Below are 13,151 nucleotides of genomic sequence, written 5' to 3'. Positions count from 1 at the left end.
ATGTATGCATATGCCTGGAGGAACCTATTTATGTATAACGATCAAAATAATCCCTATCGGAAAAACGTCCAGCCGCCAAGCCAGCCCAATCAGCAACCGGGTCAACCTAATGTTCCTCCAGGCCCACCCAATCAGCAGCCGAACCAGCCCGATTATCAGCCGAGCCGACACAGCTTCCCATCATTACCCTCACAACCAGCTCGTCCTAAATATCCGAGCCAGCACGGCTTCCCATCATTACCCTCATTGCCAGCGCATCGACCCGACCAGCCAGGGCAGCAAAGCTTCCCCTCGCTGTTATCCCCGCGTCCACAGCAGTTCTCCCAGCAGACAGCCATCCCCAATCAGCCCACGCAACCCATACCGCCAACGACCCCACGACCAGACAACCAGCCACCCTGGCAAACGCCCCAACCACGTCGAGGAGTCTGGTCATGGTACAAGCGTCAGAAGAACATCGCCAAGCTCGGCCTTGGCTGCCTGCTCGTCGCCGCGATACTGATTATTGTATCAGCAGCCACCTTTGGTATTATCGCCAACGCACGGATAAAAGCGACTGCCACGGTCACCCCGACGATCACAGCCGGCAAAGCGACATCGCCCACCGCATCGCCCTCCAAAGCGCCAATCAAAATCATCACCTTCGGAGATGGAATGCACACGGTAGGAAAAGACATCCAGCCGGGAACGTACCGCACCCGTAAGGCTGCCGCCAACTGCTACTACGCCCGACTCAGCGGTGTTAACGGAACGCCCGACGAAATCATCGCCAACAGCGACACCAACGTCCCGGCCATCATCACCATCGCGCCCACCGACAAAGGCTTTCAATCCGTCAACTGCGGCACCTGGACCACCGACATCTCAGCCATCACCACCAGCCAGACCTCTTTTGGTGACGGCATATACATCGTCGGCACAGACATCCAGCCGGGAACATACACAAATAGCACTCGCAGTGGCTGCTACTTCGCCAGGACCAGAGGCTTTAGCGGGACGTTACAGGATATCATCGAAAATGCGAACACGACCATACCCATGATGATCACTATCGCGCCCACCGATAAAGGCTTTCAATCCATCAACTGCGGCACCTGGACGCGCCAATGACTGCGCTCAAGGGGGTGGGGGTATGGGATTCGCATGTACAGATAGTCTTTGCTATACTTTAAAGAAGAGATGTTCATACGAAAACCATCTTTGGTAACAGCGAGCAATCTCCATGCAAAAGAGAATGATGCATAAGATACCGGTAAATTGCCTCCAGCCAGCCGGGATCATGCAGACGATAAGGATAATTTTGATGACCCCTCACGAACTTACGCTAATACTCCAGGCTTCTGGTGCCCTCCAGAAGGGGAGCATTATCGGATTACAGACAACCGAAAATGAAGCCTTCAACTCGTATGTCCAGCATTTGCTGGTGCGCTATTCGGAGGACGCGAGACCTGCGTTGCCAGCGGAACTCGTCCTCAAGCAAAACATGCCGACCCCCTGGGGCAAAGGAGATGGTCGCCGGGAGGTAGCATTCTATCAACTCGCCGCCCGCTACACCGAACAGCTGCCCATGCTCATCCCCCATTTTGCGGCCGAGTATGATGCATCCACAGGGAACTCATTACTACTTCTTCAAGACCTCAGCACGACGCATCACCTCCCGGTCACGCGTCAGCAGCAAATCCAGCTAGAAGGAATGCCTTCTGACAGCACATTGCAGCACATCGTCGAAACACTGGCAGCCTTTCAGGCCGCCTGGTGGGATCATCCCCAGTTGGGGACATACCCCATCGAGCACGATCCCAATTTTCAAGATGAAGAGCACTTTCACAGATATTACCAGGAGAGCAAACAGAACTGGCAATCCTGCCTGAAAGCGGAGGGCAACTGGCTCCCGCAGCAGATCGTGGACGACATCAATGAGATACTCCGCCTGCTGCCCAGAGCCTGGGAGCGTTATCTCTGCAAACGCTTCCCCGCGCATCTGAACTTAACCGTCACGCACACCGACGCCTATCTGACCAATTTTCTGGTGCCGCGCAGAGAGGGCCAGGGCATCGTCTACATGATGGATTGGCAATCGCCCTACACCGGTATTGGCGCGTATGATCTCGTCATGATGTGCGCCTCCTTCTGGCCCTCGGCGCCGCGCCAGGAGCACAACCGCGAAGAAACGCTCTTACGACGTTATCTGGCCACGCTCCACGCGCACGGAGTCGAGAGCTACACCTGGGATCAGCTGATCGAGGACTACCGCTGGATGATCCTCTTTTTCCTGCAAGTAGCTATCTGGGATCAGACCAACGGCGCAGCGCGGAGCTACTGGTGGCCCAAGCTTCAATGCCTGATGAGCGCTGCCCGCGACCATGATAGTCTCGATCTATTGCTATAAGTACCGTAGCGTCGCACGCTCGCGTGCGATGTCCCAGTGACTCGTACGAGAAAGCGAGAGTTAGGCGCACCACGTAGGCCTGCCTGATCGTACGTCAAGTGGGACATCGCACGCGAGCGTGCGACGCTACAAGGTCTTCGCTGCGCTCGACCTCTTTCTGCTTGCCTTCTGGGGAAAATGTGCGATAGCGATGCTCACGAGGCAATGCTATTCAGCTCGTTCAGATCATCCTCGGAAAGAGTCAGCGCCGCCCCCTTAACGTTGTCGCGCAGATGCGCAACAGATGAGGTGCCTGGGATCAGCAGGATATTTGGGGAACGCTGTAACAACCACGCCAGCGCCACAGCCATGGGGGTAGCATCGAGACGCGTCGCAACGGCCGTCAGAGTCTCGGACTGCAATGGAGAGAAGCCACCGAGCGGAAAGTAAGGCACGAAGGCAATCCTCTGCGCAGCGAGAGAGTCGATCAGATCATCGTCGTCCCGGTGAGCGAGATTGTAGAGGTTCTGCACGCACACGATCGGCGCAATAGACTGTGCTTCGGCCACCTGCTCGGCGGTGACTGTGCTGATACCGAGATGTTTGATCAATCCCTCCTGCTGCAACTGCGCGAGCACAGTGAACGATTCAGCGATCGAGCCTGGCACCGGCCTTTCGGGGCTTCCAACGCGTAGATTGACGACGTCAAGTGCCTCAAGGCCGAGGTGCTCCAGATTATCAAGCACGGCCTGGCGTAGTTGATGGGGAGCCCGCGCAGGGGGCCAGCCACCCTTATCATCTCGCATCGATCCAACTTTGGTCACGATGTGTAGCTCATGCGGATAGGGATGCAGAGCTTCCTTAATAATCTGATTTGTGATATATGGACCGTAAAAGTCGCTGGTATCGATATGATTGATGCCCATCGCTACCACCTCTCGCAGCACAGCCACGGCAGCAGCCCGGTCGGCCGGTGGGCCGAACACATGCGGGCCAGCCAACTGCATCGCCCCATACCCCATACGTGTGACTGTCAGATCTTCGGCCATGGTAAACGTTCCGCCGGGAAGGGTTTTCGCATTAGATTGCAATGTCATACTATTTTATCCTCTTTCTATCTGTAAACCACTTATATCCAACTCGTTCAGGAGAGCCTTAATTTTTACGCTCACCTTTTCTGTATCGTGCTCCTCCTCATTTTCAATAGAGTGCAAGTAATCGATTTTGGTATCCAGACGCACCAGAGCGTGCTGGATCTCCTCTAATTGTGCCACGACCCTCACACGGTGAGCCTCCAGAAGCGCAACCCTCTCATGTGCCGTCGATGCTCCTTCCTGTGTCATCTCCGTGAAGCGTTGTATTTCGCTAATCGGCATCGCGCTGGCGCGTAAACATTTCAGGAGATCAATCCATCGCAGATCGCTCTCATCGTAGCGCCTATGCCCATTGGGCAAACGCTGAACAGAGAGGAGAAGCCCTGACTGCTCGTAATAGCGCAATGTATGGATACTGAGACCCGTTCTTTGCGCAACTTGCTGGATAGTTAAACCATCATCCATTTCTTCTCTCCTGACTATTAGGGACTGACAAAAGCATACATCCTAGAGTGCACTCGAGGTCAAGAGGGAAAATCAGAGGATGAGTTCAGAGAGGATTGGCTAACGATGTATAATTCTCCTAAATGATTATGCTACCTCATAGCTATTTCCTGGAGTTGTTTTGATGCTATCTGTTCTATTCGTCGTCATGCGTATCCTGCTCTTCTTGTTAGGAGCAGCGATAGTGATCATTAACTTACTCTCGGCCATCCGTACCCTGGTACTCCCACGCCGTGCGCCTGACATGATCAACCGCTCAGTCTTTATCCTGGTGCGTGGAATTTTCGACCTCCGCCTTAGAAGCACCACCTCCTACGAAAAGCGTGATCGCGTCCTGGAGTTATATGGACCAATCGTACTCATCGGACTGCTTGTCATGTGGCTTATCTGCATTCAGATCGGCTATATTTTCATGTTATGGTCTATCAACCTGGAGAGCTGGTACAGTGCCTTTGTCAGTAGCGGCTCCGCGCTACTAACGCTCGGCTTTGACATCCCCGACAACTGGCCCAGCACATTCTTAATCTGCTCAGAAGCCAGCATTGGACTGATTCTCATTGCCATGTTAATCTCCTATCTGCCAGCCATCTACTCCAGCTTTTCGCGTCGTGAGGCGATCGTCACCATGCTTGAGACGCGTGCGGGCTCGCCCCCCTCACCGATCAAGATGATCAAGCGCTACTCCGCGCTCCAACGCCTCGAAAGCCTGGGAGAGATCTGGAGCCGTTGGGAGATCTGGTTTATCGATATCGAAGAGAGTCATACCTCATTGACCCCATTAATCTTCTTACGCTCGCCACAGCCCCATCGCTCCTGGGTTGGAGCGGCCGGTACCGTACTCGACGGAGCCGCATTAACGCTTGCATGCCTGGATATTCCCCGCGACTCCCAGGCTGCTCTCTGCATCCATGCTGGATATCTCGCTCTACGCTCAATCGCCAACATCTTTGACATCAACTTTAATCCCATGCCCGCCCCCGACGACCCGATCAGCATCACGCGAGCCGAATTTGATGGCGCCTGGGCTGAGCTAGCGCAAGCCGGAGTCCCCATGAAAGCAGATCAAGATCAGGCGTGGAGAGATTTCGCGGGCTGGCGTGTCAACTATGATCGTGTCCTGCTCGCGCTCGCCGAACTCACCGTCATCCCCTACACCCCCTGGATCTCCGATCGTTACCTCGATGATGCGCCCAAATTGATCCTGCGCTGGCGCAAAAACGGGACCCGCATCAGGCCCCGCGAATGGCTCACCCCTCCGGACATTTAACTAACCGCAATCCCGAACCACATGACTACTTCATACCAAGATTCCTGGCCAGAGCTTGATCGAGTGGATAGACGCGTTCCCTGGGAAGGAACGATCTCGCTTTGGCCTCCTGACCTTGCTGCAACAGCCCATACATCTTCCGTACCAGAGGAGTGACATCCTGAATCTCCAGCGTCCACTCGTTGACATACTTCTCAATGATGTGGCGACTCAGACCCACCTGGATACTGTTCATTGGCAGGCTCTTGCCACGCAGCGTCCGTTCAGGGTCCCACTGAACATGCACAACAGCCTTCTCAAACGCAGCGGCCCAGGCATCATGATGGCGATATACCTGAGGACTATAAGACGTCAGGACAGCCTGCGAAAGTGCCTCCTCCCATCCCTGACGTGTCATGCGAATAGCCAGGATCATCTCCTGGCCAGATTTCAAGCCCCAATTGCTTCTCTCCATCAGCCACAGGAAAGAGGGCTTGATCCAACTCATCCTCTGCAACGAAAAAGGAGGCACAAAGCGATTATTTTCCAGCGCCGGCAGAGCAATCGCTTTTTGATAGGCTTGATAGACAGTTATCGATTTATCATCATAAACAGCACGAATTTCATTCATGTTCAATATCTCGATTGTAGCGTTGGAAGTGCTTGCTACGTACCCTCCTTTGAAGCTGCTTGAGAGCCATCTTTTCCTCAGCCTCTCGACGTCCCTCTTTATCCGACAAGGACCACTGCATCACACTATTAGTGCTACCAATAGTGATAATGATAGCGGGGATCGCAGCCACAAAGGCCAGAATACGAAAGGCGGAGTTATTCATGATCTCCGATAAAATGCCAAAGACGGCTGTTGCAATACAGCTAAGCACAACAATGCCTATCACCACAAGCGTCTCCCGATCCAGAGTCATACCCAGATATTTCCAAAGAAAATCCCGTATTCTATTCATAGAACCTCCATGCTAGATGTCGCATTATTTATCGGTTACCTATAGAACTATAATATCATACCACGTTCTTTTATAAGGCATATCTGGAGCTTGACTCTCTTCTTAGCTGAGAGTGTATGCTTGCAGAGAAGGAGAATTTCACATGAGAGGAGCCATGCTACTCAAAATAGGTGAGTTTGCTCGCGTGGGGCAAGTCTCTATTGCCACGTTGCGTTACTACGACCACTGTAATCTGCTCAAACCAAACAAATTGGACCAGGAAACAGGATATCGCTTCTATTCGCTTGATCAGCTTGCACGGCTGAACAAAATCATAGTGCTCAAGGACCTGGGGTTCCCATTGGAACAGATCAATCAACTTATTGAAAACAATATCTCAACAGATCAGCTACGTGGAATGCTTCTCCTCAAACAGGCGCAGACACAGCACATGATCGCGACAGAACAAGCTCGTCTCATCCGTATTGCAGTCCGACTACATCACATAGAACAGGAGGGATCTATGCCTTTATACGACATACGCTTAAAACACGTTGAACCCCTGATCATTGCCTCAATCCGCGAACTTATTCCCATGGGTTGTGACCTGGGAAAACCCTATGAAACAATCCGAGGATATCTTGAACAGCAACATGTCGAATCTGCTCACCCCACAATACTCCTCTTACACTCACGCTATGAATGGCACGGCGATGCGATGGCAATCGATGTAGAAACAGCTATTCCTGTGGACGCCGCGTTAGCAGCCAACGAGCAGATCAGCATCCGCACATTGCCAGCCTCACTCATAGCCAGCACAATCCATCTGGGAAACGACCTCAAGATCGGTCAAGCGCATGCCGCCTTACATCGCTGGATACAAGATAACGACCATCAGATCAGCGGGCCACCACGCCTGTTACGCCTGCAACATGCGGAGTCTATGACACCGGATCGTTACGTTACAGAAATCCAGATTCCCATCATACAGCACGACTAATAACAAATCGCCGTCAGGACGCTGCGATCGCCATCCAGGCCATCTTTGCGAATATCTCGCAAGCTGCCTGTAGCTCTTCCGGATTCCTATCGGTCAGCAGCCAGCGACGTACAAATTCTTTGCTGGGTCCCACGATCAGAGGAAAATAAACCTGCTCGGGGAGGTGCTTGATCAAGCCCGCATCGATAAAAGGGGACAGCCATTGCTGGAGCTGGATCGCAAAGGAGTCGGGGCTCTGTCGCAGCGATTTGACTTGATCGGCCAGATATTCTGCGTTTCCTGCCTGTAAGAGATATTGTCCCAGTTCTGGATTACGCTCATACCAACTGATGTAGGCATAAATGAGGGCACTTATGCCTTCTTGCGGATGATTTATCTGCACAGCTGCATGGAGATGATGATAGAGATCTTTCCGCCCTTCAAGATAGAGGGCCAGCGCCAGCTTTTCTTTGTTCTCGAAATGATGATAGATACTTCCCGTACTGGCCCCCGAGATCACCCGAATATCTTCCATCGTCATCGCGGCAAGGCCCTTGCTCGAATAGGCATCAAGAGCCGCCTGTAAGATCGCACGCCGACGTACCTCTGTCGCCGTATTGCGTATCGAAGCACTATTCATAAATTTCTCGCTTCATCTTTTTTTCTCATTTATCATCGGCAGCAACCACGCGCCAGAGAGTGCAACGACCATCCAGATTGTGCAATCGCTCAAGCTTATCTTTAAATTTATTTTAGCATACCCTTGACTAGAATACAATTCTAGAATATCATTCTAATAGAAACCATTCAATCTCTCTATCAATCGCAGAAAGTTTGTCAGGAAGACTGACAAGACAAAGGGAAAATGACGCATGGAAACCTCATCACCAAAAGTTGAAGGACAGTCAGAGGCACGTCTCTCGCGCAAAGACAGGCCGATCGGTCCGCACTACAAGTGGGTGGCTCTGACCAATACGACGCTGGGTGTGCTGATGGCCAGTATCGATGCCAGTATCGTACTTATTTCGTTACCAGCCATCTTCAACGGCATCCACATCAACCCGCTGGCGCCCGGAGAAACCAACTATTTCCTCTGGATGCTCATGGGCTACATGGTCGTTACGGCGACGCTTCTGGTGACTTTCGGACGCATCTCCGATATGTTTGGACGTGTGCGCTTCTACAATCTCGGCTTTGCCATCTTCACCGTAGGAAGCATTCTGCTCTGGCTCACGCCTGGCACCGGCAACACAGGCGCACTCGAACTGATCATCTTCCGGCTGGTACAGGGCATTGGAGCAGGCTTCTTGCTCTCGAACAGTTCGGCGATCATCACCGACGCCTTTCCGGCCAACCAGCGAGGACTGGCCTTAGGCATCAATCAGATTGCCGCCATTCTCGGCTCGATCATCGGACTCATTCTGGGAGGCATCCTGGCCTACTTTGACTGGCGACTGGTCTTCCTGGTCAGCGTCCCCGTCGGCATCGCGGGAACCATCTGGGCCTACATGATGCTGCGCGAAGTCGCCACGATCCGCCAGCATCAAACGATCGACTGGGCTGGAAACATCACCTTCGCCTTTGGAGCCACCATCCTGCTGCTCGGCATCACCTACGGCATCGAGCCCTATGGAGGCGCACCGACCGGCTGGGGCAATCCCCTTGTGATCGCCGCTCTCACCATCGGAGTCGTCCTGCTAGCCATCTTTATCTGGGTTGAATTTCACGTCAAAGATCCGATGTTCCGCCTGGAGCTCTTCCGCGTCCGCATGTTTGCCGCCGGTAACGCCAGTAGCTTCCTGGGAAGCATCGCGCGTGGTGGCTTACAATTCATGCTGATCATCTGGCTCCAGGGTATCTGGCTGCCGCTGCATGGATACGCCTACGAAGTCGCACCGCTCTGGGCCGGCATCTACATGATCCCCCTGATGATCGGCTTCCTGGTGATGGGTCCACTGAGCGGCTGGCTCTCTGATCGCTATGGAGCGCGCCTCTTCTCGACCCTGGGGATGATCCTGCAAGCGCTCGGCTTCCTCCTATTGATCCTGCTGCCGGCCAACTTCGACTACATCTGGTTCGCGCCGATCCTCTTCATCCTGGGAGTCGGACAGGGCATGTTCTCATCGCCCAACACCTCATCGATCATGGGAAGCGTCCCGGCGGATCAGCGAGGAGCAGCTTCGGGCATGCGCACCACCTTCATGAACTCCGGCTCACTTGTCAGCATAGGAATCTTCTTCAGCGTCATCACCGCCGGACTTGCCGGAGCGCTCCCGAAGACGCTTTCCAGCGGACTGATCGGAGCTGGTGTCCCGGCCAACGTCGCCAACACCATCGCCCACCTGCCACCGACATCGGCCCTCTTTGCCGCCTTCCTTGGCTACAATCCCATGGGAACGCTGCTCCCGGCCAACGTCCTGAGCTCCTTACCGCAAGCATCCCAGGACAACCTGCTCGGACATAGCTTCTTCCCGAACTTAATCTCAGCACCATTTATCAGCAGCCTGCACAACGTCTTCTACATCGCAGCCGCCATGTGCCTCGTCGCAGCGCTCGCCTCGCTCCTGCGCGGCAACAAGACCAGTGCCGACCTGCTGACCAGCGACACAGAATCAGCTGAAACCATCACGCAGACCGAAGCCGTCTCAACCGGCGACTAGTAGCGGCGTCGGCGACCACTCGACGTACGTGACTGCTCTCCAGGGCACACGTCGAGTGGCGTGGCGCGCCGTTACTCACTCATCCCCTTCACAACTTCTTCCGCCGCCGAATTCACCTTTCCGAGAAAATCTACTACTAAATCAAGCTGCTCATCAGTATAACCATGCACCGCGTCAGAGGTCACTTGAGCCATACGGGCAAAATAACCGCTCGTAGCACGTTCCAGTGTTTCAGGAATAAGCTCGATCAGCACAATGCGGCGATCGGTGGGATGGCGCACCCTACGTGCATAGCCAGCTTTCTCCAAACGATCGATCATAAAGGTAACGGCTCCAGTAGTCAGGCCAGTGAGTTCAGCAATACGTCCAGCGCTGAGCGAACCCTGGCGAGAGAGGATACTGAGTACTTTGAGGTCGGTATGATTAATCCCTACTTTCGTGGCCACTGCTTGAATAAAAAAGGTCGAGATATCACTACTGCGCTGCATCTCCGCCACCAACTGCGTAATATGTTCCGCGCGGATGCCGATAGGAGCTTCAGTCGCTTCGGATATTCGTGCCTCGGGTGGCCTCTGGATGGTAGAGTCTGAATCAATTTTTGCTGGTGGCAAATCTTCGTGCAACAATTTTTACCTCTTCGCGTATTATATCTTAGTGACTGTGATTTTTATTTACTGGCTTATCAATTCAATGTGATATCCAATAAATAAATCGATTTTAGCAGAAGGAGCGAACAATGTCTACTCTACCACTGCATGTGCTGATTATTGGTGCAGGCACAGGCGGCCTATGTCTGGCACAAGGACTGAAACAAGCAAATATCAGTTTTGCGGTCTATGAACGTGATCGCACGCGTATGGGCGGTTTGCAGGGCTACCGCGTGGGTATTGATCCCGATGGTATCCGGGGCTTAAAAGCAAATTTGCCGCCAGACCTGTTTGACACCTTTATCACGACGTGCGCCCGGCCACCGCAGCGTTTCAATATGCTTGACGAGCAAATGCATGAATTGGTATCGATCGGTGGTTCATTGCTAACCGGGGACCCCGACCCTCTCAGACGAGATCATACGGTAAGCCGCATGACCATGCGCCAGGTACTCTTGACTGGACTGGAAGCTCATGTCCATTTCGACAAAGTCTTCACCCACTACGAGCAGCAAGCAGATGGCACCGTGACGGCCTTTTTTGCGGATGGCTCCAGCGAGACAGGCACCGTGCTGGTCGCTGCGGATGGGGCCAATTCGCGTATCCGCAAACAATACCTGCCCCACGCACAGCTAGTTGAGACCGGCATGCTCTCGTTCGGGGCCAAAGTCCCCATGACATCAGAAACGAAGCAATTGGTCTCGGACAAAGTTTTCAACAGCCTCACTATGATTATGGCCCCCAAAGGCTTTGGTGCTATTCTCCATTTTGTAGAGTTTAAATGGAAGAACGATGGGACTGTTAAAGAAGGTATTGGTGTCAACGACGCAGCCCTGCTCGCCAAATGGCCAGGCATGCTCTATGACAATGAGCGGGACTACATCGGCTGGGGCTTCTGGGCTGCCGGGCGCTACTTTCCACGAGATCCCATGCAACTGCATGGTGAGGACTTGATCGCACTGATGCTTGAGATGATCCCCGATTGGCACCCAAATATACGCAGACTGGTCCAACTGAGTGATCCCACAACCTGTTCAGCCATTAATATTCGCACATCCCAGCCCATCGCGGCCTGGGAAACCAGCAATGTGACACTACTGGGTGACGCGATCCACACGATGACACCTGGCCGTGGTGCTGGTGCAAATACAGCTCTGCGCGATGCTCGTTTATTATGTAAACAACTGGTAGCCGTGCGTGATGGACAAATGGATATCTTTTCGGCAATTCATGGTTATGAAAAAAAAATGCACATATATGGCGATGAAGCTGTCAAGGATTCGCTGGCTCAAATGAACAGTAAGGCCCTCATTCACAAACCGGTAGTTGGTCGCCTGATACTGGTCGGACTACGCACCATAATGCGCGTTATCAACCATCTACCGCCCATCAAACATAAACTTGAGTTAGTCTTGAGCAAATCTCGCGGTCTGGATCGCGTAGAGGATTAATTCTCTAAATGTACATGAAGTTGACCAACCTTATCCTTATCGAGGTACGCCAGGTGCTTCCCCTCTGAATTAGAAGCATCAGATTAAGTGTGATTGCACTTCCTTTTCTCTTTCAAACAAGAGCTTGACAAAGTGGAACAACGTTCCGTATAATAGTATCGGAACAACGTTCCACTTTGTCAGTATACTATAGAGGAATACAATCATGCAATATCGCACTCTAGGCCGCACCGGTATCGCGGTCAGCCAGCTGTGCCTCGGCGCAATGATGTTCGGCGCCTTCGGCAACCCCGATCACAACGAGTCGATCCAGATCATCCACAAGGCGCTAGATGCTGGGATCAACTTCATCGACACCGCCGACGGCTACTCTGCCGGCGAGTCAGAAGAGATCCTGGGCAAGGCGCTGGCTGGCGGGAGACGTGCAAACGTGATACTCGCCGTCAAGTTCGGCCCTCCTTTCGGCCAGGACCCCAACCATCGCGGAGCATCGCGACGGTGGATCACGGAAGGAGTCGAGGGCTCGCTGCGCCGGCTACAAACCGACTGGATCGACCTCTACCAGGTAGGCGTTCCCGATCACAACACCGACATCGACGAGACCCTCGGCGCCCTATCTGACCTCGTCCGTGCAGGTAAAATCCGCTCCTTTGGCGCGTCGAAGGTGCCCGCCTCACAGATTGTTGAGGCCCAGTGGACCGCCGAGCGCCGTGGGCACGGACGATTTCGTACCGAGCAGCCTCCCTATTCTCTCCTGACCCGCGCTATCGAGTACGATCTGCTGCCGACCTGCCTGCGCCACGGCATGGGCGTCATGGCCTACAGCCCACTAGGTGGGGGATGGTTGTCGGGTAAATACCGCAAGGGCCAGACAGTCAGCGGCCCGGGCTCCGCCGCTCGCGCTCACAGTGCCGAGAGCTATGACTCCACCAATCCGGCAAATGCTGCCAAGCTCAACGCAGCCGACGCCCTCGGTGCTCTCGCCGATGATGCAGGAATGACCCTCATCCAGATGGCAGTTGCATTCGTCATCCGCCATCCCGCAGTCACCTCCACGATCATCGGCCCGCGCACCATGGAACACCTGGACGCCTACCTCGCTGCCGACGGCATCGACCTGTCGAGCGAAGTGCTGGACCGCATCGACCAGATAGTTCCTCCCGGAGCCACAATCGATGTCGCCGACAACAAATGGAACTTTGGCACAACGGCGCTCAGTGCGGCATTTCGCCGCCGGTAGATCAGCCCGGCCAGTACC

At 53.7% G+C, this 13,151-nt stretch carries 13 protein-coding genes; 7 read left to right on the top strand and 6 right to left on the bottom strand.

Annotated features, from left to right (window positions below; translation table 11 throughout):
* Positions 1 to 30 precede the first annotated feature (30 nt).
* Positions 31 to 1,110: an Rv1352/Rv1906c domain-containing protein gene (locus AC27N8_RS35250; protein WP_487074418.1), complete on the top strand. Its 1,080-nt coding sequence runs from the start codon at positions 31 to 33 to the stop codon at positions 1,108 to 1,110.
* Between the two features lie 193 nt (positions 1,111 to 1,303).
* Entirely contained in the window at positions 1,304 to 2,389 is a 1,086-nt protein-coding gene (locus AC27N8_RS35245) for a phosphotransferase (protein ID WP_487074416.1), read from the top strand.
* 194 nt (positions 2,390 to 2,583) lie between these two features.
* Here AC27N8_RS35245 and AC27N8_RS35240 read toward each other — a convergent pair whose 3' ends face one another.
* Positions 2,584 to 3,465, bottom strand: a complete 882-nt coding sequence (locus AC27N8_RS35240; protein ID WP_487074414.1) for an aldo/keto reductase family oxidoreductase — start codon at positions 3,463 to 3,465, stop codon at positions 2,584 to 2,586.
* 6 nt (positions 3,466 to 3,471) lie between these two features.
* On the bottom strand, positions 3,472 to 3,927 hold the full coding sequence (locus AC27N8_RS35235) for a MerR family transcriptional regulator (protein ID WP_487074412.1): 456 nt from the start codon (positions 3,925 to 3,927) through the stop codon (positions 3,472 to 3,474).
* 163 nt (positions 3,928 to 4,090) lie between these two features.
* Between AC27N8_RS35235 and AC27N8_RS35230 the strand changes: the two genes are divergently transcribed.
* A complete protein-coding gene (locus AC27N8_RS35230) occupies positions 4,091 to 5,233 on the top strand; it encodes a hypothetical protein (protein ID WP_487074410.1) in 1,143 nt (380 codons plus the stop codon).
* A 25-nt stretch (positions 5,234 to 5,258) separates the two neighbouring features.
* Here AC27N8_RS35230 and AC27N8_RS35225 read toward each other — a convergent pair whose 3' ends face one another.
* Together AC27N8_RS35225 and AC27N8_RS35220 are read right to left on the bottom strand one after the other, a co-directional pair.
* On the bottom strand, positions 5,259 to 5,843 hold the full coding sequence (locus AC27N8_RS35225; protein WP_487074408.1) for a DUF4291 domain-containing protein: 585 nt from the start codon (positions 5,841 to 5,843) through the stop codon (positions 5,259 to 5,261).
* Entirely contained in the window at positions 5,836 to 6,177 is a 342-nt protein-coding gene (locus tag AC27N8_RS35220; RefSeq protein ID WP_487074406.1) for a hypothetical protein, read from the bottom strand. Before AC27N8_RS35220 ends, AC27N8_RS35225 begins: the two co-directional genes overlap by 8 nt.
* 142 nt (positions 6,178 to 6,319) lie before the next feature.
* Between AC27N8_RS35220 and AC27N8_RS35215 the strand changes: the two genes are divergently transcribed.
* Entirely contained in the window at positions 6,320 to 7,156 is an 837-nt protein-coding gene (locus AC27N8_RS35215) for a MerR family transcriptional regulator (protein WP_487074404.1), read from the top strand.
* A 13-nt stretch (positions 7,157 to 7,169) separates the two neighbouring features.
* Here the strand turns inward: AC27N8_RS35215 and AC27N8_RS35210 are convergent, their stop codons facing one another.
* Positions 7,170 to 7,775 (bottom strand): TetR/AcrR family transcriptional regulator, encoded by a 606-nt coding sequence (locus tag AC27N8_RS35210; protein WP_487074402.1) that lies wholly within the window; start codon positions 7,773 to 7,775, stop codon positions 7,170 to 7,172.
* A gap of 232 nt (positions 7,776 to 8,007) precedes the next feature.
* Here AC27N8_RS35210 and AC27N8_RS35205 point away from each other — a divergent pair, with 232 nt between their 5' ends.
* Positions 8,008 to 9,795, top strand: a complete 1,788-nt coding sequence (locus AC27N8_RS35205; protein ID WP_487074400.1) for an MFS transporter — start codon at positions 8,008 to 8,010, stop codon at positions 9,793 to 9,795.
* A 71-nt stretch (positions 9,796 to 9,866) separates the two neighbouring features.
* Here the strand turns inward: AC27N8_RS35205 and AC27N8_RS35200 are convergent, their stop codons facing one another.
* Positions 9,867 to 10,421, bottom strand: a complete 555-nt coding sequence (locus AC27N8_RS35200; RefSeq protein WP_487074398.1) for a MarR family winged helix-turn-helix transcriptional regulator — start codon at positions 10,419 to 10,421, stop codon at positions 9,867 to 9,869.
* A gap of 110 nt (positions 10,422 to 10,531) precedes the next feature.
* On the opposite strand from AC27N8_RS35200, the gene AC27N8_RS35195 reads away from it, so the two are divergent.
* The gene (locus tag AC27N8_RS35195; RefSeq protein ID WP_487074396.1) at positions 10,532 to 11,893 is read left to right on the top strand and encodes an FAD-dependent oxidoreductase; all 1,362 of its coding nucleotides are present in this window, start codon (positions 10,532 to 10,534) and stop codon (positions 11,891 to 11,893) included.
* Between the two features lie 205 nt (positions 11,894 to 12,098).
* Positions 12,099 to 13,133, top strand: coding sequence for an aldo/keto reductase (locus tag AC27N8_RS35190; protein ID WP_487074394.1), 1,035 nt, complete (start codon positions 12,099 to 12,101; stop codon positions 13,131 to 13,133).
* The last annotated feature ends 18 nt before the right edge of the window (positions 13,134 to 13,151 follow it).

It is taken from the genome of Dictyobacter sp. Z7_2, assembly GCF_057551105.1.
The sequence above is the reverse complement of the archived record's forward strand: the minus strand, read 5'-3'. Positions and strand labels throughout refer to the sequence as shown.

Bases quoted from the DNA above. Each gene is read 5' to 3' on its own strand.
- AC27N8_RS35245 (WP_487074416.1), top strand. From the start codon at position 1,304: ATGACCCCTCACGAACTTACGCTAATACTCCAGGCTTCTGGTGCCCTC.
- AC27N8_RS35210 (WP_487074402.1), bottom strand. From the start codon at position 7,775: ATGAATAGTGCTTCGATACGCAATACGGCGACAGAGGTACGTCGGCGT.
- AC27N8_RS35240 (WP_487074414.1), bottom strand. From the start codon at position 3,465: ATGACATTGCAATCTAATGCGAAAACCCTTCCCGGCGGAACGTTTACC.
- AC27N8_RS35230 (WP_487074410.1), top strand. From the start codon at position 4,091: ATGCTATCTGTTCTATTCGTCGTCATGCGTATCCTGCTCTTCTTGTTA.
- AC27N8_RS35215 (WP_487074404.1), top strand. From the start codon at position 6,320: ATGAGAGGAGCCATGCTACTCAAAATAGGTGAGTTTGCTCGCGTGGGG.
- AC27N8_RS35195 (WP_487074396.1), top strand. From the start codon at position 10,532: ATGTCTACTCTACCACTGCATGTGCTGATTATTGGTGCAGGCACAGGC.
- AC27N8_RS35190 (WP_487074394.1), top strand. From the start codon at position 12,099: ATGCAATATCGCACTCTAGGCCGCACCGGTATCGCGGTCAGCCAGCTG.
- AC27N8_RS35205 (WP_487074400.1), top strand. From the start codon at position 8,008: ATGGAAACCTCATCACCAAAAGTTGAAGGACAGTCAGAGGCACGTCTC.
- AC27N8_RS35235 (WP_487074412.1), bottom strand. From the start codon at position 3,927: ATGGATGATGGTTTAACTATCCAGCAAGTTGCGCAAAGAACGGGTCTC.
- AC27N8_RS35220 (WP_487074406.1), bottom strand. From the start codon at position 6,177: ATGAATAGAATACGGGATTTTCTTTGGAAATATCTGGGTATGACTCTG.
- AC27N8_RS35225 (WP_487074408.1), bottom strand. From the start codon at position 5,843: ATGAATGAAATTCGTGCTGTTTATGATGATAAATCGATAACTGTCTAT.
- AC27N8_RS35250 (WP_487074418.1), top strand. From the start codon at position 31: ATGTATAACGATCAAAATAATCCCTATCGGAAAAACGTCCAGCCGCCA.